Source organism: Pseudomonas sp. YNh (genome assembly GCF_037993085.1).
In the GTDB taxonomy this organism is placed as follows: domain Bacteria; phylum Pseudomonadota; class Gammaproteobacteria; order Pseudomonadales; family Pseudomonadaceae; genus Aquipseudomonas; species Aquipseudomonas putida.
Genome location: NZ_JBBMRJ010000037.1, coordinates 1 through 21,584 on the forward strand (window position 1 = coordinate 1; position 21,584 = coordinate 21,584).

Consider the following 21,584-nt stretch of genomic DNA (forward strand, 5'->3'; position numbering starts at 1 on the left):
GACGAATATGTCACCAAGGGTGGGAAAGCGCCTTGCTGAAAACCATAGAATCTCCCACAGGTACACCACAGAACTGGAACTTTGTGGTGTACCTGTGGGAGCGGGTTTACCCGCGAAAGGGCCATCAGCCCAACATCAGGGCTCAAACCCTTCGACAATGATCACCTCTGCCTTCGCCACCCCCTGGCGATGGCTGCACGCCTCCTGGTAAAGCGCGGACCGATAACACGCCACCGCCTGCTCGTAAGAATCGAACTCGATCACCACGCTACGCTGAGGGGTAGGCCGCCCTTCCATCGCCTCGCTGCGCCCGCCACGTGCCAGGAAGCGACCGCCGAATGCCTCGAAGGCTGCCGGCGCGCGTTGGGTGTACTGCTGGTACTGCTCGGGGTTGGTCACGTCCACATGGGCGATCCAGTAGGCCTTCATGCGCTGCTCTCCTGTTAAGGCGATATTTGTGTATGATGGTATACCATAAAAATCACCCCACCACAGTGAGCGTGCAACATGGCATTCAACACCATCGAGGAGCTTCTCGAGGACTACCGGCAAGGCAAGATGGTCCTGCTGGTGGATGACGAGGACCGGGAAAACGAAGGCGACCTGCTAATCGCCGCCGAGCGTTGCGACGCCCAGGCCATCAACTTCATGGCCCGCGAAGCGCGTGGCCTGATCTGCCTGACCCTGACCGACGAACACTGCCAGCGCCTGGGCCTGGAACAGATGGTACCCGCCAACGGCAGCGTGTTCAGCACGGCGTTCACCGTGTCGATCGAGGCGGCCACCGGCGTCACCACCGGCATCTCCGCCGCCGACCGGGCGCGCACCGTGGCGGCGGCCATGGCTGCCAACGCCCGCCCCGAAGACCTGGTGCAACCCGGCCACATCTTCCCCTTGCGCGCCCGCGAAGGCGGCGTGCTGACCCGCGCCGGCCACACCGAAGCAGGTTGCGACCTGGCGCGCCTGGCCGGCTTCAGCCCGGCGTCGGTAATCGTTGAGGTGCTGAATGACGACGGCACCATGGCCCGGCGCCCCGACCTGGAAGTGTTCGCCGCCCGGCATGGCATCAAGATCGGCACCATCGCCGACCTGATCCACTACCGCCTGAGCACCGAGCAGACCATCAAGCGCATCGGCGAGCGCGAGCTGCCGACCGTGCACGGCACCTTCCGTCTGGTCACCTATGAGGACCGCATTGAAGGTGGCGTGCACATGGCCATGGTCATGGGCGACATCCGCCGCGAGCAACCGACCCTGGTACGGGTGCACGTCATCGACCCATTGCGCGATCTGGTCGGTGCCGAATACGCAGGCCCCGCCAACTGGACACTGTGGGCGGCGCTACAGAAGGTGGCCGAGGAAGGCGCTGGCGTGGTGGTGATCCTGGCCAACCATGAATCCTCCCAAGCCTTGCTTGAGCGCATACCACAGCTGACACAGCCGGTAAGGCCGTACCAGCGTGGGCAGTCGAAGGTGTACTCCGAAGTAGGCACCGGGGCGCAGATCCTGCAGGACCTGGGCGTGGGCAAGCTGCGTCACCTGGGGCCACCACTGAAGTACGCCGGCCTGGCAGGGTATGAGCTGGAGGTGGTGCAGAGCATCCCGTTCGAGCCCGTAGTGCCGGGCTGACCTGCGCCCTCCCTGCGACACCGGCCGCTCCCACAAGGCCCCGGCAACCAAACCTGAGGCCGGGTGATGGCCGGTCGCCTCATACCTCTTGCCAAAAGTTTGGAATACCATAATATGATATCCCGTAGACCTTGAATCTGCAGGCCGGCACCTACAATCACAAACGGCCACCAAGACACTTTGTTTTAGCTGCTCCCCGAACACTGTTGGCGGGCGCACCACAAGCCCCGCCTCGAATAACAAAAGCAACGAGGGCGTAACCATGCTGTTGAGCAAACGTGTAACCGCAGTGCTGTCCGCCAGCCTGCTGACCCTGGCATGTCAGGCCGCCCAGGCCGCTGACAGCCTGAACTTCGTCAGCTGGGGCGGTACCACCCAGGACGCCCAGAAAGAAGCGTGGGCCGTACCCTTCACCAAATCCACCGACATCAAGGTCGTGCAGGACGGCCCCACCGACTACGGCAAGCTCAAGGCCATGGTCGAAAGCGGCAACGTGCAATGGGACGTGGTCGATGTCGAAGCCGACTTTGCCCTGCGCGCCGCCAGCGAAGGCCTGCTGGAACCCCTCGACTTCACCCAGATCAAGCGCGACAAGATCGACCCGCGCTTCGTCTCCGACCATGGCGTCGGCTCGTTCTTCTTCTCCTTCGTACTGGGCTACAACGAAGGCAAGCTCGGTGCCAACAAGCCGGTGGACTGGACTGCACTGTTCGACACCAAGACCTACCCGGGCAAACGCGCCCTGTACAAATGGCCCAGCCCGGGCGTGCTGGAACTGGCCCTGCTGGCCGACGGCGTAGCGCCGGACAAGCTGTACCCGCTGGACCTGGACCGCGCCTTCAAGAAACTCGACACCATCAAGCAAGATATCGTCTGGTGGGGCGGTGGCGCCCAGTCGCAGCAGCTGCTGGCCTCGGGTGAAGCCTCGCTTGGCCAGTTCTGGAACGGCCGTGTCTATGCCCTGCAGCAAGACGGTGCACCGGTGGGTGTGAGCTGGAAACAGAACCTGGTCATGGCCGACTTCCTGGTCATCCCCAAAGGCGCAAAGAACAAGGACGCGGCAATGAAGTTTCTGGCCAACGCCAGCAGCGCCGAAGGCCAGGCCGAGTTCGCCAACAAGACCGCCTACGCCCCGGTCAACGTCGACAGCGTGGCCAAGCTGGACAAGGACCTTGCGCCCAACCTGCCAACTGCCTACGCCCAGGACCAGGTCACCCTCGACTTCGCCTACTGGGCCAAGAACGGTCAGGCCATCGCGGCCCGCTGGAATGAGTGGTTGGTCAAATGAAAGTCGCCATCAACGCCCTGCATAACGCGCAAGGTGCCCCCACGGGCACCGGCGCCCCCGGAACGGCCCCTCGCCGCGCCAGCCTGAGCCAGCGCTGGAAGGGCAGCCGCAACCTGCTGCCGGCCCTGCTGTTCCTTGGCCTGTTCTTCTTCGCCCCACTGGTCGGCCTGTTGCTGCGCGGGGTGCTGGAGCCAACGCCGGGGCTGGGCAACTACGAGCAGCTGTTCGCCAACTCGGCCTACGCACGGGTGCTGTTCAACACCTTCTCGGTGGCCGGTGTGGTCACCCTGATCAGCGTGCTGCTGGGCTTCCCGCTGGCCTGGGCGATCACCCTGGTGCCCAAGGGCTGGGGCCGCTGGCTGCTGAACATCGTGCTGCTGTCGATGTGGACCAGCCTGCTCGCGCGCACCTACTCGTGGCTGGTGTTGCTGCAAAGCTCGGGTGTGATCAACAAGGCGTTGATGGCCATGGGTATCATCGATACCCCGCTGGAAATGGTGCACAACCTCACCGGCGTGGTAATCGGCATGAGCTACATCATGATCCCGTTCATCGTGCTGCCGCTGCAGGCCACCATGCACGCCATCGACCCGATGGTGCTGCAGGCCGGCTCCATCTGCGGCGCCAGCCCGTGGACCAACTTCTGGAAGGTGTTCCTGCCACTGTGCCGTTCGGGGCTGTTCTCCGGCGCGCTGATGGTGTTCGTGATGTCGCTCGGTTACTACGTCACCCCGGCACTGCTGGGCGGGGCACAGAACATGATGCTGCCCGAATTCATCATCCAGCAGGTGCAGTCGTTCCTCAACTGGGGCCTGGCCAGCGCCGCCGCCGCACTGCTGGTGGCGATCACCCTGGTGCTCTTCTACCTGTACCTGAAGCTGCAGCCGGAATCCCCGGTTGGCAACGCGAGGTAAACCGCCATGCTCCTGTCTCCCAATGCCATGGGCCGCCCGCTGCGTACGGGCCTGTACCTGACCACCGGGGTCATTGCGGCCTTCCTGTTGCTGCCGGTGGTGTTCATCGTGTTGCTGTCGTTCGGCTCGTCCCAGTGGCTGGTGTTTCCGCCCCCGGGCTGGACCTTCAAGTGGTACGGCCAGTTCTTCTCGAACCCGGAGTGGATGGACGCCGCACTGGCCAGCCTGAAAGTGGCCGTGCTGACTACCGTCGCCGCCGTGCTGCTGGGCCTGCCCAGCGCCTTCGCCCTGGTGCGTGGCCGCTTCCCCGGCCGCGAGCTGCTGTACGGGCTGTTCACCATGCCGATGATCGTGCCGCTGGTGATCATCGCCGTGGCGGTGTACGCACTGTTTCTCAAGCTCGGCTACACCGGCACGCTGTTCGCCTTCGTGGTCAGCCACGTGATCGTCGCCCTGCCCTTCACCATCATCTCGATCATCAACTCGCTGAAGCTGTTCGACCAGTCGATCGAGGATGCCGCAGTGATCTGCGGTGCCTCGCGCCTGCAGGCGATTTTCAAGGTCACCTTCCCGGCCATTCGCCCGGGGATGATCGCCGGCGGCCTGTTCGCCTTTCTGGTGTCGTGGGATGAGGTGGTGCTGAGCGTGATGATGGCCAGCCCCGACCTGCAGACCCTGCCGGTGAAGATGTGGACCACCCTGCGTCAGGACCTGAGCCCGGTCATCGCTGTGGCCTCGACCCTGCTGATCGGCCTGTCGCTGCTTGTCATGTTCATTGCCGCCGCCTTGCGCCGGCGCACCGAAACAAACGCCTGAGCGCGCGGAGAAAACAACAATGAGTGCAGTGATCAAAGACAACGCGCCAGGCAAGACCCTGGTCAGCCTGCGCGGCCTGAACAAGCACTACGGCGACTTCACCGCCGTGGACAACCTCGACCTGGAAATCCAGGACGGCGAGTTCCTGACGTTCCTCGGTTCCAGCGGCTCGGGCAAATCCACCACCCTGTCGATGCTGGCCGGCTTCGAAACCCCCAGCAGCGGCGAGATCCTGGTAGACGGCCAGTCGCTGGTGAATGTACCGCCGCACAAGCGTGACATCGGCATGGTGTTCCAGCGTTATTCGCTGTTCCCACACCTGAACGTGCGCGACAACATCGCCTTCCCGCTGGCCATCCGCAAGCTGAGCGCCAGCGAGACCAAAAAGCGGGTCGACGCCATGCTCAAGCTGGTACAGCTGGAGCAGTTCGCCCACCGCAAGCCGTCGCAGATGTCTGGCGGGCAACAGCAGCGCGTGGCGATTGCCCGGGCACTGGTGTACGAGCCACGCATCCTGCTGATGGACGAGCCGCTCGGCGCGCTGGACAAGAAACTGCGCGAAGACCTGCAGGACGAACTGCGCCAACTGCACCGCCGGCTGGGTATCACCATTGTCTACGTCACCCATGACCAGGAAGAAGCCATGCGCCTGTCGCAGCGCATCGCCATCTTCAGCCACGGCAAGATCGTCGGCCTGGGCACCGGTTACGACCTGTACCAGAACCCACCGAATGCCTTTGTCGCTTCGTTCCTGGGCAACTCCAACTTCCTGCGTATCAAGGCCAGCAGCAATGGCGCCGGCAGATTCGAGGGCCAGCCAGTGGCCATTCGCCTGACCCCAGGCCTGTCCGCCTCGCAGGACGCACTGATCATGGTGCGCCCGGAAAAAGCCCTGGCCCTGACCGCCGAACAGGCTGCGCGCGAGCCGCTGCCGGCGGGCTGGAACGAGGTCAGTGCCAAGGTTGGCGAAGTGCTGTTCCTGGGTGAAAGCCAGACCTGCCATGTGGTGACTGCAGGCGGTACCGAGCTGACGGTGAAGGCACTCTCGGCCGCAGGCATGCCGATGCAGCCGGGCGACACCGTGAAGGTGCGCTGGGCGGTGGCGGATGCGTGCATCTATACCGAGTGGGCCGAGAGTGACCTGAGCAAATCCGCCGGGGCGCATTGAGATAACCGGGGCCGCTTTGCGCGCCCTATCGCGACGCAAGGCCGCTCCCACAAGGAATCGCGGTCGCCTGTGGGAGCGGCCTTGTGTCGCGAATGGAGGGCAGAGCCCTCCCCTACGGTCTGTCACATTATCATCACGCCACTGTCGTAATCTGCCGGCCAACTCTATGCCACAGGGCCACCCGGCATGCCCCGCCTGCTTGTATTGCTGCTCACCCTGATCCCGTTTGCGACCTTGGCCGAGCCCATGCACATGCGTGCGCAAGGCTCCAACACCATCGGCGCGGCCTTGCTGCCAGCGCTGGTGCAGGGGCAATTGCACGCGCAGCAAGCCACCGCCATCGAGCAGCAACCCGGCAAGCGGGCCAACGAGACCGTGATCACCGCACGCGATGCGCATGGCCAACCCGTGCGCATCGACATCGCTGCCCACGGATCCAGCACCGGCTTCATCGCCCTGGGCCGGGGCGAGGCCGACCTGGCAGCCGCCTCGCGGCCGATCAACGACAGCGAAGTACGCCAACTGCGGGCCTTGGGCGACCTGCGCGCAGCCGCTGCCGAGCAAGTCATCGGCCTGGATGGCGTTGCGGTTATCGTCCACCCCGACAACCCGCTACCTCGGTTGAACACGCAGCAACTGGCGCAGATTTTTTCCGGGCAGATCCAACACTGGGAGCAATTGGGTATTGCTGGCGGCGCCATCCACCTGTACGCCCGTGACGACCGCTCCGGCACCTTCGAGACGTTCAAGGCGCTGGTGCTGGAGCCCCAGCACAACGAGCTATCGACCAAGGCCCGGCGTTTCGAGTCCAGTGACGAGCTGGCCGCGCAGGTGGCCACCGACCGCCAGGCCATCGGCTTCAGCAGCCTGGCTGCGGTGCACGGGGCCAAGGTGCTGGCGGTAGCCGAAGGCGACGCACCGGCCATGCTGCCGGAGCGCGCGCTGGTAGCCAGTGAAGATTACCCGCTGTCACGGCGCCTGTACTTCTACCTGCCGGCCAACCCCAAGCCACAGGCCAGGGCCCTGGCCGACTTTGCCCAGAGCCCGGCCGGCCAGGCGATCGTCGCCCAGCAGGGCTTTGTTTCGCAGCAGATCAAGGCCCTGGCAGTAGCGCCCCTGGCCGACATGCCGCCGCGCTACCGCACCCTGGCTCAGCGGGCGCAACGGCTGAGCGTGAACTTCCGTTTCCAGGAAGGCAGCGCCAGCCTCGACAACAAGGCCCTGCGCGACGTGCAGCGGGTGGCCGAGTACCTGCGCCAGGCTGGCAAGCTGCAGAGCAAAGCGGTGCTGGTAGGGTTTGGCGACCCCAAGGAAACGCCTGGCCGCGCCGCCCTGCTCTCGCGCCTTCGGGCCCAGGCAGTACGCCGCGAGCTGGCGCGCGATGGCGTGGAGTTGCTGGAAGTAACGGGTATGGGCGATGAACTGCCGGTGGCCGGCAATGAGCTGGAGCAAGGGCGACTGCGCAATCGGCGGGTCGAGGTGTGGGTGTATTGAATTGATGCAGGGGGCTCTGGCAAAGAAATGTAACAGCTCCCCATTCGGTATCTCCTGCAATCGGGTCTAGGCTCAAATTCATGTGATACCGGGCCCCTCTGACGGCTGCCAAGCCGCCATGTCGGATCACTGTTGCCATGCAACGTCGACATTCAAGGAGGGGCTCATGACAGCTCTGCAAGCATTCCTCACCACCCCTGTACTCGGTACCAGCGCCTGGTTGTGGCTGGTGTTCATGGCCATCGTCATCGGTTTGCTGGTGCTCGACCTGGGCGTGCTGCACCGCCACGACCGGGAAATCGAGATGCGCGAAAGCCTGCTGCTGTACTCGGGGTACTTCAGCGTTGGCGTGTTTTTCGGCGCCGGGGTCTGGTACCAGCTGGGCGCCCAGTCGGCGCTGGAGTTCTATACAGGTTTCCTGGTCGAGCAATCGCTGTCGATGGACAACGTGTTCGTCATGGCGATGATCTTCAGCTACTTTGCCATCCCCCGACGCTACCAGCATCGCGTGCTGTTCTGGGGCATTCTGGGGGTGGTGTTCCTGCGGGCGATCATGATTGGCGTGGGCGCCGCGTTGGTGCAAAACTTTGCCTGGGTGCTGTATATCTTCGGTGCCTTCCTGTTGTTTACCGGGGTGAAGATGGCGCTTTCGAAGGAAGACAGCCACCCTGACCTGGCCAACAACCCGATACTCAAGTTCGTGCGCCGGCACATGCGGGTCACCGACCAGATCCACGGCTCGCACTTCTTCGTGCGCCAGACCCCGCCCGGGCACAGCAAGGCCCTGCGTTACGCAACCCCGTTGTTCCTGGCACTGGTGCTGATCGAACTGGCCGACCTGGTGTTTGCCGTCGACAGCGTGCCGGCGATTTTCGCCATTACCCAGGACCCGTTCATTGTCTACACCTCGAACATCTTTGCCATTCTTGGGCTGCGTTCGTTGTACTTCGCGCTGTCGGCGTTGATGCACCGGTTTGTTTACCTCAAGTATGCGTTGGCGCTGGTACTTATCTTCATTGGTTGCAAGATTTTCTATCACGGCATGGTGGGCAAGGTACCGGCGCTGCTGTCGTTGGGGGTGACGTTCGGGTTGCTGCTGGGTGGGGTGGTGGTTTCGTTGGTGAAGACGCGGGGGGAGAAGGCGGAGATACAACCCAAACAGCCTGCGAATGCCGATGGTGAATTTAGCAATAAAAAGGAAGACCCGCAGATGCGGGTCTGAAGTTACGAATCTGGGCGGAGATCATTTCTTTATAATGAAATACCCCACCACCCCCCAGACTGATGAGATCAGGATCAGCCAAAGAGCTGCTACTAATTTTCGCCTCAACTTGGGCGGAAACCTTTCAAGTTCCGCCTCCTCCAACCATCCCAAGCGCAAATGAAGCCAAGGAAATGTAACCAACGCGCTGACCGTGCTCATCAGTAGACATCGAGACCTCAGATTCCCTCCGCCCCACACGGGCTTCATCTGTTCGAGGTAGGGATTGCTGGTAATCGCTGAAAGAGCAATATCAAAATCCGTTGACAGCGCGATCTGTACATTCATAGCAATACCGACAAGGCCGATAATGAAGGGCGCAACTAAGAAAGCTATGCGCAAGTATGGAGACCAGCTATCAAAGTCAATCATCCATCACCTCATAAATCATTTCACCGACCTTCTCCCCAGCTGCACCAATACCCATAGAGCCTGCCGCAGAGCCGGCGCCAATCAGGACAATCCCGCATACGGGAACACCAAGGCCGCCGGTACCCACCGCGAAAACACCGCATAGCGCGGCAGCGGCAGCACCTGCGATGTAACCTCCCACCATCCCTCCTCCTAAGCCACCAGCGAAACTACCCGTTTCAGTAAATCGGACTTTCCGGCAGTCATCAGTTTCACCTGCAACACAGACCTCTTGCACTTTCAGAGAAGATGACGTAGCCCCCAGCCCAATTGCAGCATACCCACCATATTCAAGATACTTGCTCAGCCGCGCCACCTTATCCAGATGCGTTGCATACCCCGGGATTTGCCCCGGCCCGCCCGCTTTCGACCAGTGATGGACTAGACTCTTGGTCGAAATATTCAAGCTCTTCCTCAAGCGCTCATAGCTCCCAAGGTTCAACTGCTTGTTCAAAAATGCCGTTTTCAACTGCCCATCCAGCTGCTGCAGAAGCCGCCGCCGTTCCGCGAAAAAGCCCGGGCTGTTCAGATGGCCGTGGCGCATGAACTCCCGCTGGTGCAACTGCTCGATACTGGTCAATGTATGACTGACCTGTTTCAAACCTTGATCGAGCATGTCCTTGCCGACGCCCATGGACAGGCTGGCGTTGCTGAGCAAGCCGGCGATTTCGGCCTGGTGCTGCATCATGAAATCCGCTTCGGCGTAGTCGAGCACCTCCAGAGCACGCCGCGCATGCTGCGCAGCCGCCATCAGTTCTCCCTCTTCGCGCGTACAGGCATTGGCGTTGTCAGGGTCACCGATAACGAAGATCTCCCCAGCCTTGAAGCCTTGCTCAAACGTCGGGTTGAGCCTTTGCAACCGGGAGATCGGCAAAGTGGCATCATGCTCGGCCAATTGCAGCAGCACCTGGGGGAACGACATGCGTCGAGGAACTACATAGAAGCCAGGCTCCAGCGAATCGGGCAGTGCACCTAGGACGGCTCGGGGGAGGCGCTCGGGGTAGGCGGTGGCTGACGGCGGGTTTAAGTGGGTGTTGGTAGGCCCCGCAATGGAATACATGGAAGGCGGTGCTTCATATAACGGTGCGACCACCCGGTTGCTGCCCGGCGAACAGCCACAGACAACCAGCGCACCATCCATGGCCACCCGCTGGCCATCGGAAATAAAGTGATCCACACCTTCAGCGACAGTTCCCACCTGCCCACAAAGAGGGCATGGCGTGGTGTGGTCGCCCTCACGGAGCACCATTCGGCCTTCGTCCAGGTAGCCCGCCCCGGTCGCAATACAGACAGCACCCGTTGTAGTGACATCACCATCTACCGCCTGACCCTTTCCCTCCAAATTGACGCGCATCCCTAAACTCCCTGTACCTGGTTACGGTTGAAAACCTATCACCAGCAAGGGAAATTCAGGGGGCCTCAGCCGAAATTCAGATACTTCCTACACATTGCGGGAGTTTGTGCGATCACTGTGGGAGCGGGTTGACCCGCGAAGAGGCCGGCTCAGGCTGACGACTTCATCGCCCGCTACGCAAAAGCTCCACCGGCACATACTTGCCAATTTCATATTTGCCAATCGCCGCCCGGTGCACTTCATCCGGGCCGTCGGCCAGGCGCAGGGTGCGCTGCATGGCGTACATGTAGGCCAGCGGAAAATCGCCGCTCACCCCTGCCCCGCCATGCATCTGGATCGCCCGGTCGATCACCTTCAACGCCACGTTTGGCGCCACCACCTTGATCTGCGCGATTTCGCTGCGGGCCACCTTGTTGCCGACGGTGTCCATCATGTACGCCGCCTTCAACGTCAACAGCCGCGCCATGTCGATTTCCATGCGTGAGTCGGCGATCTTGTCGACGTTGCCACCCAGCCGTGCCAGTGGCCGACCAAAAGCAGTACGCTCCACCGACCGCTTGCACATCAGCTCCAGCGCACGCTCGGCCATGCCGATCGAGCGCATGCAGTGGTGGATACGGCCCGGGCCAAGGCGCCCTTGAGCAATCTCGAAGCCGCGCCCCTCGCCGAGCAGCACACTTTCATAAGGCACCCGTACGTTCTCGAAAAGCACCTCGGCGTGGCCATGAGGGGCATCGTCATAGCCGAACACCGGCAACGGGCGGACGATCTTCACGCCCGGCGCATCGGTGGGCACCAGCACCATCGAATGCTGCTGGTGGCGTGGGCCTTCAGGGTCGGACAGGCCCATGAAGATCATGACCTTGCAACGCGGGTCGCAGGCGCCGGAGGTCCACCATTTGCGGCCATTGATGACCCATTCGTCGCCGTCACGCACGGCAGTGGCGGCCATATTGGTCGCGTCCGAGGAGGCAACGTCCGGCTCGGTCATGGCAAACGCCGAGCGGATCTCACCGCGCAACAACGGCTCCAGCCACTGGCGTTTCTGCGCTTCGCTGCCATAACGCACCAGCACTTCCATGTTGCCGGTGTCCGGCGCCGAGCAGTTGAACGGCTCTGGCCCGAGCAACGAGCGGCCCATGATTTCTGCCAGCGGGGCGTATTCCAGGTTGCTCAGGCCGGCGCCATATTCCGATTCGGGCAAGAACAGGTTCCACAGCCCATCGGCGCGGGCCTTGGCCTTGAGTTCTTCCATGATTGCCGTGGGCTGCCAGCGGTCGCCCTCGGCAACCTGGCGCTCGAACACGGCTTCGGCGGGGTACACGTAGGCGTCCATGAACGCAGTAACGCGCTCGCGCAGTGCCTGGACCTTGGGCGAATAGGCGAAATCCATCGGGGCTACCTTCACGGTTCGGAGTACATGGGCAGAGCCTAGAGCAGCGCGCCCCCATCCACCTAGTCTATTTTCCGCGTGTATAAACATTCATAACCGATATATGATCGGCCAATAATTCCAACAAAGAGCGGCGCCCATGAACCTCAGCAAGGTCGACCTCAACCTGTTCATCGTGTTCGATGCGATCTACACCGAAGCCAACCTGACCCGCGCCGGGCAGATTGTCGGCATTACCCAGCCTGCTGTGTCCAACGCCCTTTCGCGGCTGCGCGAAACCTTCAACGACCCGCTGTTCGTGCGCACCGCACAAGGCATGGTGCCCACGCCGATGGCGCAGAACATCATAGGCCCGGTGCGCAACGCCCTGGCACTGTTGCGTACGTCGGTGCAGGAAAGCCGCATCTTCAACCCGCAACAGGCCAACAAAACCTTCCGCATCAGCATGACTGACCTGACCGAGGCGGTCATCCTGCCGCCGCTGTTCCAGCGCCTGCGCCGCCTGGCGCCCGCAGTGCTGATCGAAAGCTTCCTGTGCAAGCGCCGCGAGACCACCAAGGAACTCGCCGCCGGCCGCCTGGACTTCGCCATCGACGCCCCCCTGAACACCGACCCGCAGGTGCGCCACGTCAAGCTGATGCAAGACCGCTATGTGTGCGCCCTGCGCCAGGGCCACCCACTCGCTGACAGCAAACTGACCCTCGACAGCTACCTGGGCATGACCCATATCCATATTTCCAGCCGCCGCAACGGCCTGGGTTACGTCGACCTGGCGCTGGGCAAGATGGGTGTTCAGCGCAAGGTCGCCCTGCGTTCGCAGCACTACCTGATGGCCTCGCAGGTGTTGCAGCAGACCGACATGGCGATGACCGTTCCCGAGCGTTTCGCCCGTCGCCATCAGTTGCGTTACCAGCCACTGCCAGTGGAGGTGCCCGCACTGGAAACGCACCTGTACTGGCATGAAAGCACTGATCAGGACCCGGCCAACCGCTGGATGCGCGAGCAGATCACCGAATTGTGCGAACGCGTGGTAGCAGAGGAAGAGAAAGCCCTGCAGCCCGCCTGAAGCTGCCTGCGAGGGGCGGCCCATAGCCTCGCCCTCCTGAAGAAAATATTCTACCAACGGTTAGAAAGAGAGAAAGTTTTCTCACGTCCATTGTGAAAAAAGCGGCGGGAAGCGAAAAATATCTCAGCCATGGCGGATACGCTTACCCCATCAATCGCCGATTTCACGGCGACAGACATGGACCCGCCCCAATGCCCAGCGCCCCACTCTATTTCGATTACGCCGCCACCACCCCCGTCGACGATCGGGTCATCGAAACCATGCTTGCCTGCCTTGGTAGCGAGGCCAACTTCGGCAACCCGGCGTCCAGTGGCCACGCCTACGGCCAGGCTGCCCGACAGGCCGTGGAGCAAGCCCGCCAGCAGGTGGCCGAGCGCGTCGGCGCGCAAGCCGACAACCTGGTCTGGACGTCGGGCGCTACCGAATCCAACAACCTGGCACTCAAAGGCATTGCCCAAGGCTTCGACCAGCCTGGGCACCTGATCACTAGCCAACTGGAGCACAAAGCCGTGCTCGACACAGTGGCCGAACTGGAGCGCCAAGGCTGGGCCGTGACCCGCCTGACGCCGGATGCCGCCGGCCTGATCCAGCCTGCAAGCGTGCAGGCAGCGTTGCGCGCCGATACCCGCCTGGTATCGTTGATGGCGGTCAACAACGAGCTGGGCACGGTTACCGATTTTGCCGCCATCGGCCAACAGGTGCGTGCCCACGGTGCCCTGCTGCATGTGGATGCCGCACAGGCCGTAGGCAAGCTCGCCATCGACCTGAACGCGATGGCCGTGGACCTGATGTCGCTCTCGGCGCACAAGGTTTACGGGCCAAAAGGGATCGGCGCGCTGTATGTCGGGCCACGCGCCCGTACGCTGATGCGTGCGCAGATGCACGGCGGCGGCCATGAGCAGGGCCTGCGTTCCGGCACCCTGGCAACCCATCAGATCGCCGGCATGGGCAGCGCCTTTGCCCTGGCCGGCCAACCAGGTGACAGCGAGCACCAGCGCCTTGAGCAACTGGCCACACGCTTGCGCGATGGCCTGCTGGTTTTACCCGGCGTGACCCTTAACGGCAGCGCCAGCCAACGCATCCCCCATACCCTGAACCTGTGCATCGACAGCAAGGGTTTCAACAGCGCGGCACTGGCAAGCGAGCTGGCCTTGTCGACCACCTCGGCCTGTAACTCGGCGAGCAACGCCGCCTCGCATGTACTGCTGGCACTGGGGCTGGACGAACGTCAGGCACGCAACAGTGTGCGCTTGAGCATCGGCCGATTCACCACCGAGGCGCAAGTGGACCAGGCGCTCGCCGTGTTTGACCGGGTGCTGACGACGGCGTCGGCTGCACTGTGGTGAACACGCGCTAGAACAAGCGGCTGTCCGGGGTAAAATCCTCGACCTGTATTTTCGCGCGCTGCGCCTGCGCGTGCCGTGGGTTGAACAGGTAGTTGATGGTGCTGGGCATGATCGCGCTGGGCACCGGCAGCAACAATGCCGAGCAGTCATCCAGAAAGCGATTGCCCAGCGCCCGGGTCAACTCAGGCTGAGCGGACCAGCCGGGCTGCAAGGCGGGCAGCTGCGCTTGTGAAACCGTGTCGGGCAATTCGATACGGATCAGGCGCATGGTGGTAGGAAAATCCTCGGGGTCTATCTCCAGGTGCACCAGCACCTCGAGCATGGCCCCGGAAGGGCTGGTGGCGGCATACACTACCGGCCGGCCCGCCTGGTGCCAGCGGCCGCTTACACGCAACCCCCCAGTGCCACTCAAATCTGCATAGGCGCTGATACGCCACAAAATCACAGGCCAAAGCCCTCGGCAATCTGCAGCAGCATCTCTTCCACCTGAGTGGTGCCTTGCTGGGTGGTGAGCATCTGCATGGGCGTCAGCCCCGAGAAGCGTTCCTTGGGCTTGGACAGCCAGCGCTTGGCCTTGTCCGCTTCACCGAACACGGCTTCGGCCATGGCGGTGATGTGGGCCGAGCGGAACAGCCGATCACTCTCTTCCACGGTCAGCGGCTGGTCACGCTCGATACGGGTTTTGAGGGTGCGCAGGGGAATGATCTGGTCCCGCTCCACCGGGGTGAACACACCACGCTCGGTCAACTTCACCAGCCAGGTGGCGGCAAACCCATGGGTGATGCGGGTGTGGATTTCGAAGTCACTGGCAAGTTCGGGTATCTCCAGCAGCGCCTGCAGGCGCGCCCGGTACTCGTGGTAACCGTTGTCGCGAAGCACTTCGGCAAGCATGGCATACTCCTGTTTCGGCGTTTGCCGACAATTATGCGGTATTCGCCGGATCATTGCCAGTTTGCCTGCGGCCCTTCGTTGTGGGGGCAATGCGCCCCCGCACCTTTTAGAAGGTACCCGGATACGCCCCGCCATCGATCAGCAGGTTCTGCCCGGTGATATAACCGGCATGCGCACTGCACAGGAACGCACAGTACGCACCAAACTCCCCGGCATCGCCAAAGCGCGCCGCCGGGATGGCCTTGCGCCTGGCCTGGGCGGTGGCTTGCACATCGCCACCCGCCGCCTGCAAAGTCTTTTGCAAACGCGCCGTGTCGAACGCCCCAGGCAGCAGGTTGTTCAGTGTCACATTGCTGCCCGCCAGGCGCTGCTGCCGGGCCAGGCCAGCAATGAAACCGGTCAGGCCACTGCGTGCGCCGTTGGACAAACCGAGGATGTCGATCGGCGCCTTCACCGCGCCAGAGGTGATATTCACTACCCGGCCGAAACCGCGCTCGGCCATGCCGTCGACCACCGCCTTGATCAGCTCGATGGGGGTGAGCATGTTGGCGTCCAGCGCCTTCAGCCAGTCGTCACGCCCCCAGTCGCGGAAGTCCCCCGGTGGCGGGCCACCGGCGTTGTTGACCAGGATGTCGACCTGCGGGCAGGCCGCCAACAGCGCCTGGCGCACCTGGGCATCGGCCACATCGCCGGCCACGGTAAGCACCTCGATGCCCGGGCAGGCCGCACGCAACTCGGTGGCGGTCTGCTCCAGGGTGGCTTGGGTGCGGGCATTGATGACCAGGTTCACGCCTTCTTTGCCAAGCGCCTCGGCGCAGCCTTTGCCCAGGCCTTGGCTGGCCGCGCAGACGATGGCCCAGCGGCCGGTAATGCCTAGATCCATTGGGTTGCTCCTTGATGCAATAGGGTTACAGGGGTACTGGCAGGCCGTTCCGGGGGTAATCTAGAGCACAGGCAGGGCCGCCGATAATGAAAAGAGCTGATCCACCAATAACCATCGCTTATCCCCACCAGCCCGCCAGCAATGGGCTGGAGGGCGAGCGCCGTCAAACTTCAATTGGCCGTCAATTCCTCTACCAGCAACCGCGCAGCTGGCGATAGCGGCGCCGCCACACGGTGCACGATGCCGAACGGCTCGCTCAACGCCCGTAGCTGCACCGCCAGCGACACCAGCAACCCGCGCTGCTCGGCAAAAGCCGCCACGGCACTGGGAATGACCGCCACCAGCGTCGGGTCATCCTCCAGCAGCATGAACGTCGCGAAGGTGGAGAAGGTTTCCAGCGGGTAGCGGGGCACCTCCACCCCTGCCTCGCTCAACTCGCGCTCCAGCGCCTGGCGCATGGGCATGTTCGCCGGGTAGACCACCCAGCGGTAATGGCTCAAGTCGCTGATCGCCAGTGCCGCTGCCCCGGCAAGCGGATGCTGCGGGTGCGCGACCACCACCAACGGCTCCTGGGCCAGTTCGACAAAGGTATAGTCCGCCGCGTTGCGGCCCACCCCCGGCCGGCAGATGGCCAGGTCCAGGCGCCCCTCGTCCAGCTGGGCGAGCAGGTTGGCGCTGGTATTCTCGGCAATTTCCACCGCCAGCTGCGGCTGCTTGCGGCGCAAGCGCCCCAGGGCGCTGACCAGTGTCGGCATGGCCCCCATGATGCTGCCCACCGCCAGCCGCCCACCCTGGCCCTGGACGATGCCTAGCACCTCTTCGCGCAAGTGCCCCAGGTCGCTGTGGATCAGCCGCGCATAGCGCACCACGCAACGGCCCACGTCATTGGCTACCAGGCCGCTGGGCAGGCGCTGGAACAATGGTACCCCCAGCACCTCCTCCACCTCACGCAACGCCTTGGTGGCCCCGGGCTGGGAAATGGCCATGGCTTCGGCCGCCTTGTGCAGCGAACCACAGCGATCCAGCTCGATCAGCAGGCGCAACTGACGCAGGCGCAGGCGAGAAAAAATGGAATCCAGGGAAGGGATCATCAGGCAGGCTCGAGATGGCGCTTGTAATGCCGAGCACTATAGAGGGTCGTCAACGGGGGTGTGTTGAGTTTCAAGCAAATGACCCTTGATCGCAGAACACGCATGCCACACCGTTATGCTGCGCTGTCGCCCGTGGAACAAGGCTTTGGCAAGCGCAGCTTTATCCTGTGGGAGCGGGCGGGCCCGCAAAGAGTGCGACGCGCTGCATGGCACCGGCTGCGCCGGTGTTCGCGGGCTTGCCCGCTCCCACAGGTGCCCCGCCCAATCAGATATTTATGTTCGAGTGAGGCGTTTACCGCGGTCTACGCCGTGCCAGGCAGGCATAACCCAGGCCCAGCACGCTGACCGCCAGTACGCCCAGCAACACCATCAACTCGCGGCTGTAACGGGCCACCATGGCCGGAAAACCGATGACCTCGTGGTACACCTGCACATTGGCCACTCCGTCGGCGTGGCTGATGCTGACCCCGCCCTGGCGGATCTGCAGATAGTCTGCATCGAAATAGACCCAGACCTTGCACGTGCCACCCGGCTCGATGGCCGGGATGTCCACCTGCGCGGTAGCGGCCTCCAGCAGGGTGTCGTTGCCGGCAGCATCACGCACCTGCACCAGGCCCTTGGCTGGCAGACGGATCTTTACCTCCCGTACCGGCGCGTCACCACTGTTGCGCAGTTCGATAAGCAAGCCGGTACGGTGATCGACCAGCCCGGCCTCGAAGGGCTTGGCGAACAACTGCGCATAGGGTGCCTGGGCCATTTCAATCAGGCGCTCGACCTGATCGTGGCTCAGACCGCCCTGGCCGATACTGTTGATACGCCCCTGCAACTGCTCATACTTGAGTTGCTCGCTGGCTTTGCTTATGCGCTCGCTGAACTGGGTGGGATAGGTGAGGTAGGCATAGGTGAGTGACGCCTCCAGGCGCGGGCTGCTCCTGAGCAACACGTAGGCGGTCAAAAGCACCATCAGGCCTAAAAGCACGGCTACGAGGAGTTTCCCCACCTTGTCCCAGCTCAATGCAAACTTCCTTCTGTGGTGATACAGACGATTCAAACCGCCCAAGGGTGCCAAGTTAAGGGCCCCCAGGCAAGCTTGACTAGGGTTCGCGCTCACCTTCACGCGCCTGACGCACCTGCAGCAGCTGGCCATCGATCAGTGCCTTGGCCATGCCGGCCAGATAGAACGTGGCCTGCATCATCACCTTGCGGTCGGCTGGCCTGTCGATGGCCTTGCGGGTAATTTCAGTGATGCAGCCCATGATGCCCGAGGCCTCCGTCAGTGCGGTCCTCATTGGCAGCTGCGGTTTCATCTGCACCAGTTCGGCATCGGCGTTGCCAAACCGGCTCGCCGCACGCACGACATTGAGCTTGCTGCTTTTCGGGGTGTCGTTGTCCATGTCCATTCCTCGGGGTTACGAGCATACCCAGCCTAGGACGCCACCTCCCCCATCACAATGACCAGCAGGATGGAAAGAACCACTTTCGGAAAGGGACTACACGAACCCCATGATATGGGCGCTCTGCCACCGATCAGCCCCTTGACCGGCACCTGCCAGTGTCGGACGATCAACCTCCCCCACACCAGGACGAACACCATGCTACGGATACTGGGCAGAGCTTCTTCCATCAATGTGCGAAAAGTCCTGTGGGCCTGCGCCGAGTTCGAGGTCGCATTCGAGCGCGAAGACTGGGGCTCTGGCTTCCAGGCCACTGACAGTGCGGAGTTCCTGGCATTGAACCCCAACGCCATGATCCCGGTGATCCAGGATGGCGACTTCACCTTGTGGGAGTCCAACAGCATCATCCGCTACCTGGCCAACCGCTACGGTGCCACCGCGTTCTACCCCGACGATGCCCAGGCGCGGGCCAGGATCGACCAGTGGATCGACTGGCAGGCCGCGGACCTGAACCGCTCGTGGAGCTACGCATTCATGTCACTGGTCAGGCACTCCCCCTCCCACCAGGACCCGCAAGCACTGGCCGCCGGTTGCGCCGAATGGTCGCGCTACATGCATATCCTCGACCGCCAACTGGCCAGCACCGGTGCCTACGTAGCCGGCAGCCAGTTCACCCTGGCCGATATCCCTATCGGCCTCTCGGTCAACCGCTGGTTCGAAACGCCGTTCGAGCACCCGCACCTGCCAGCGGTTCGCGATTATTACGAACGCCTGAGCGAACGCCCGGCCTATCACCTGCACGGCCGTAACGGTACGCCCTAACGTACAACCCCGGTTTTCACTGCATTTCAGCCCTATCGCGACACAAGCAAGACAGTTGCTCCCACAAAGACCGCGCAGCACCTGAGGCGTGCGCTGTACCTGTAGGAGCGGCCTTGTGCCGCGAAAAGGGCGCACAGCGCCCCCGGCGATCTCGGCTTGTTACACCACAACCTGCCCCGCCGCTGCCACCACCCGCCCACGCCAGGCAAACAGCAACACCATCACCAATCCCAGCGCCGCCATCGCCGCGCCCGCCAGGGAAATCGCCGGGTAGCCCAAACCTGCGTTGATCACTGCGCCACCCAGCGCCGCGCCAATCGCATTGCCCAGGTTGAATGCACCAATATTCACCGCCGATGCCAGGTTGGGCGCATCCTTGGCTGCCTCCATCACCCGCATCTGCAATGGCGGCACCAGTGCAAAGCTGGCCGCGCCCCACACCAGGATCGCCAAGGCCGTCGGCAGCGGCCAGTCCAGCACCAGCGGGAACACCAGCAGCACGCCAATCAACAACGCCAACGACACGATCAGCGTGCGGTCGATCGAGCGGTCTGCCGCCTTGCCGCCCCACACGTTGCCCAAGGTCAGGCCCACACCGAACAACACCAGCATGGCTGTCACGAAGGTGGTGGACGCCGCCGCCTCGCTCTGCAGGATCGGCGCAATGTAGGTGAACACCGTGAACATCGCACTGGAACCCACCACCGTCAGCAGCAACGCCGCCAGTACGGGGCCGCGGCCCAGCACCCGGATTTCGGCCATGGCCCCGTCACCTTTGGGCGACGGCACATTGGGCAGCGCGTACCAGAGCGTGGTCATCGCCACCAGGCCAAGCCCGGCAATACCCCAGAATGCCGTGCGCCAACCCAGCATTTCACCAAACCAGGTTGCCAGCGGCACGCCGCCGATGGTGGCCAGGGTCAAGCCCATGAACATTGCCGCCACCGCCCCGGCGCGCTTCTCGGGCGGTACCACGCTGGCCGCGACAATCGAGCCGATGCCAAAGAAGGCACCGTGGTTGAGCGAGGTGACCACACGGGCCACCAGCAGGCTGGTGTAATCGCTGGCCAGGGCCGACATCAGGTTACCCAGTGTGAAAATGGCCATCAGCCCGATCAGCAAATAACGCCGCGGGATCTTCACCGTGGCCAGAGTCATCAGCGGTGCGCCGATCAGCACGCCAATGGCATAGGCACTGACCAGCAGCCCGGCAGCGGGGATGGAGACGCCAAGGTCAGTGGCGATACTGGGCAACATGCCCATGGGGGCGAACTCGGTGACACCGATGCCAAAGGCACCGATGGCAAGTGCGACGAGAGGCGGATTGATACGCATGGCAAGCTCCTTATCTATGCCGCAAATGCTACGATCCATTTCAAAAGCGCACTAGACTGCTTTTTTGCCAACCACCTTTGCGCACGAGGCACAAATGGACTTCAGTGGAAGATCCGGCGAGATGGAGATATTTGCCAGGGTGGCGCAAGAAGGCAGCCTGTCGGCCGCCGCGCGGGCACTGAACCTGACGCCTTCTGCGGTCAGCCGCATCATCGCCCGCACCGAACAGCGCCTGGGCACCCGCCTGCTGCTGCGCACCACCCGCGCGATCACCCTCACCCCCGAGGGTGAGGCGTACCTGCGCGGTGCACGGCGGGTGCTGGCCGACATGCTCGAAGTGGAAGAAGCCATCACCGACCAGGGCGTGCCGCGCGGGCGCTTGCGGGTAAGCGCTGCGCTGGGCCATGCCCGGCTGACCGTGGTACCGCTGCTGGCGGCCTTCAGCGCACGTTACCCGCAAGTGCTGGTTGACCTTACCCTCAGTGACGAAGTGGCCGACATTCTCGGCGGCCAGGCCGACGTGGCATTGCGTTTCGGGCACCTGCCGGACAGTTCATTGAGCGCCCGCGCCATTGGTGAAACCGGCCAGGTGGTGGTTGCCTCGCCCGAGTACCTGCAACGCTGCGGCACCCCGCTTGAGCCTGAAGACCTGGCCCGGCATAACTGCCTGCGCTTCAACTTCCGCCGTGCCGCGCCCGACTGGCCGTTTCGCCGCGACGGGCAGGTATTCTCGTTGAAGGTGACGGGCAATATCGAATGCAGCAGCGGCGAAGCCTTGGCGCAACTGGCCAGGATCGGTGCCGGCGTGGCACGCATCGGTACCTTCACGGTGGTCGACGACCTGGCCAGCGGGCGGCTGGTGCCATTGCTGGAGGCGTACAACCCTGAGGACCGCGAGCCGATCCATGCGGTGTTCGTCGGTGGCCAGGCGATGCCGGCGCGGGTGCGGGTGTTTGTGGATTTTCTGGTAGAGCACCTGTCTGGCGGCCTGCGCAATCCCTTGTAATCGGTGGACTCGTCCCCGGCGA

At 63.0% G+C, this 21,584-nt stretch carries 22 protein-coding genes; 11 read left to right on the forward strand and 11 right to left on the reverse strand.

Translation table 11 applies throughout. The features are described 5' to 3' along the window. Positions 1-135 precede the first annotated feature (135 nt). Positions 136-429, reverse strand: coding sequence for a DUF1330 domain-containing protein (locus WF331_RS26060; protein WP_016499078.1), 294 nt, complete (start codon positions 427-429; stop codon positions 136-138). Positions 430-507: 78 nt separating this feature from the next. Here WF331_RS26060 and ribBA point away from each other — a divergent pair, with 78 nt between their 5' ends. From ribBA to WF331_RS26095, 7 genes are all read left to right on the forward strand, one after another. Beyond that, positions 508-1,629, forward strand: coding sequence for a bifunctional 3,4-dihydroxy-2-butanone-4-phosphate synthase/GTP cyclohydrolase II (gene ribBA, locus WF331_RS26065; RefSeq protein WP_284362787.1), 1,122 nt, complete (start codon positions 508-510; stop codon positions 1,627-1,629). Positions 1,630-1,891: 262 nt separating this feature from the next. Continuing rightward, positions 1,892-2,917: an ABC transporter substrate-binding protein gene (locus WF331_RS26070; RefSeq protein WP_016499076.1), complete on the forward strand. Its 1,026-nt coding sequence runs from the start codon at positions 1,892-1,894 to the stop codon at positions 2,915-2,917. Beyond that, positions 2,914-3,831 (forward strand): ABC transporter permease, encoded by a 918-nt coding sequence (locus WF331_RS26075; RefSeq protein ID WP_016499075.1) that lies wholly within the window; start codon positions 2,914-2,916, stop codon positions 3,829-3,831. The genes WF331_RS26070 and WF331_RS26075 overlap by 4 nt, the downstream gene beginning before the upstream one ends. Before the next feature lie 6 nt (positions 3,832-3,837). After that, positions 3,838-4,647: an ABC transporter permease gene (locus tag WF331_RS26080; protein ID WP_016499074.1), complete on the forward strand. Its 810-nt coding sequence runs from the start codon at positions 3,838-3,840 to the stop codon at positions 4,645-4,647. A gap of 19 nt (positions 4,648-4,666) precedes the next feature. Further along, positions 4,667-5,815, forward strand: coding sequence for an ABC transporter ATP-binding protein (locus WF331_RS26085; protein WP_284398953.1), 1,149 nt, complete (start codon positions 4,667-4,669; stop codon positions 5,813-5,815). Between the two features lie 186 nt (positions 5,816-6,001). After that, complete coding sequence (locus WF331_RS26090) at positions 6,002-7,309, forward strand: phosphate ABC transporter substrate-binding/OmpA family protein (RefSeq protein ID WP_284362781.1); 1,308 nt, start codon at positions 6,002-6,004, stop codon at positions 7,307-7,309. A gap of 166 nt (positions 7,310-7,475) precedes the next feature. Beyond that, a complete protein-coding gene (locus WF331_RS26095; RefSeq protein ID WP_284362780.1) occupies positions 7,476-8,531 on the forward strand; it encodes a TerC family protein in 1,056 nt (351 codons plus the stop codon). Between the two features lie 21 nt (positions 8,532-8,552). Here WF331_RS26095 and WF331_RS26100 read toward each other — a convergent pair whose 3' ends face one another. From WF331_RS26100 to WF331_RS26110, 3 genes are all read right to left on the reverse strand, one after another. Further along, positions 8,553-8,942 (reverse strand): hypothetical protein, encoded by a 390-nt coding sequence (locus WF331_RS26100; RefSeq protein WP_284398963.1) that lies wholly within the window; start codon positions 8,940-8,942, stop codon positions 8,553-8,555. Next, on the reverse strand, positions 8,935-10,335 hold the full coding sequence (locus WF331_RS26105) for a PAAR domain-containing protein (RefSeq protein ID WP_229608753.1): 1,401 nt from the start codon (positions 10,333-10,335) through the stop codon (positions 8,935-8,937). Before WF331_RS26105 ends, WF331_RS26100 begins: the two co-directional genes overlap by 8 nt. Positions 10,336-10,498: 163 nt before the next feature. Then, positions 10,499-11,728 carry an acyl-CoA dehydrogenase gene (locus tag WF331_RS26110; RefSeq protein WP_340623448.1) on the reverse strand — a complete coding sequence of 410 codons (1,230 nt, stop codon included), beginning with the start codon at positions 11,726-11,728 and terminating at the stop codon, positions 10,499-10,501. Between the two features lie 139 nt (positions 11,729-11,867). Here WF331_RS26110 and WF331_RS26115 point away from each other — a divergent pair, with 139 nt between their 5' ends. After that, positions 11,868-12,794 (forward strand): LysR family transcriptional regulator, encoded by a 927-nt coding sequence (locus tag WF331_RS26115; RefSeq protein WP_049274693.1) that lies wholly within the window; start codon positions 11,868-11,870, stop codon positions 12,792-12,794. 191 nt (positions 12,795-12,985) lie between these two features. Further along, complete coding sequence (locus tag WF331_RS26120; protein WP_284362772.1) at positions 12,986-14,140, forward strand: cysteine desulfurase family protein; 1,155 nt, start codon at positions 12,986-12,988, stop codon at positions 14,138-14,140. Between the two features lie 7 nt (positions 14,141-14,147). Here WF331_RS26120 and WF331_RS26125 read toward each other — a convergent pair whose 3' ends face one another. The 6 genes from WF331_RS26125 to WF331_RS26150 all read right to left on the reverse strand — a co-directional run bounded on the left by WF331_RS26125 (position 14,148) and on the right by WF331_RS26150 (position 18,399). Next, positions 14,148-14,585 (reverse strand): RES family NAD+ phosphorylase, encoded by a 438-nt coding sequence (locus tag WF331_RS26125; protein WP_016487683.1) that lies wholly within the window; start codon positions 14,583-14,585, stop codon positions 14,148-14,150. After that, positions 14,582-15,031 (reverse strand): antitoxin Xre/MbcA/ParS toxin-binding domain-containing protein, encoded by a 450-nt coding sequence (locus WF331_RS26130; RefSeq protein ID WP_016487684.1) that lies wholly within the window; start codon positions 15,029-15,031, stop codon positions 14,582-14,584. Before WF331_RS26130 ends, WF331_RS26125 begins: the two co-directional genes overlap by 4 nt. 106 nt (positions 15,032-15,137) lie before the next feature. Further along, complete coding sequence (locus WF331_RS26135) at positions 15,138-15,914, reverse strand: SDR family oxidoreductase (protein WP_016499066.1); 777 nt, start codon at positions 15,912-15,914, stop codon at positions 15,138-15,140. Between the two features lie 170 nt (positions 15,915-16,084). After that, complete coding sequence (locus WF331_RS26140) at positions 16,085-17,005, reverse strand: LysR family transcriptional regulator (RefSeq protein WP_340623449.1); 921 nt, start codon at positions 17,003-17,005, stop codon at positions 16,085-16,087. A 292-nt stretch (positions 17,006-17,297) separates the two neighbouring features. Beyond that, the gene (locus WF331_RS26145) at positions 17,298-18,020 is read right to left on the reverse strand and encodes a hypothetical protein (RefSeq protein ID WP_174370200.1); all 723 of its coding nucleotides are present in this window, start codon (positions 18,018-18,020) and stop codon (positions 17,298-17,300) included. A gap of 79 nt (positions 18,021-18,099) precedes the next feature. After that, positions 18,100-18,399: a DUF3077 domain-containing protein gene (locus tag WF331_RS26150; protein WP_049274699.1), complete on the reverse strand. Its 300-nt coding sequence runs from the start codon at positions 18,397-18,399 to the stop codon at positions 18,100-18,102. 198 nt (positions 18,400-18,597) lie between these two features. On the opposite strand from WF331_RS26150, the gene WF331_RS26155 reads away from it, so the two are divergent. Beyond that, positions 18,598-19,221: a glutathione S-transferase family protein gene (locus WF331_RS26155; RefSeq protein WP_284362764.1), complete on the forward strand. Its 624-nt coding sequence runs from the start codon at positions 18,598-18,600 to the stop codon at positions 19,219-19,221. 159 nt (positions 19,222-19,380) lie between these two features. Here the strand turns inward: WF331_RS26155 and WF331_RS26160 are convergent, their stop codons facing one another. After that, positions 19,381-20,556 (reverse strand): MFS transporter, encoded by a 1,176-nt coding sequence (locus tag WF331_RS26160; protein WP_016499061.1) that lies wholly within the window; start codon positions 20,554-20,556, stop codon positions 19,381-19,383. A 94-nt stretch (positions 20,557-20,650) separates the two neighbouring features. Here WF331_RS26160 and WF331_RS26165 point away from each other — a divergent pair, with 94 nt between their 5' ends. Further along, positions 20,651-21,562 carry a LysR family transcriptional regulator gene (locus WF331_RS26165; RefSeq protein WP_016499060.1) on the forward strand — a complete coding sequence of 304 codons (912 nt, stop codon included), beginning with the start codon at positions 20,651-20,653 and terminating at the stop codon, positions 21,560-21,562. Positions 21,563-21,584 lie beyond the last annotated feature (22 nt).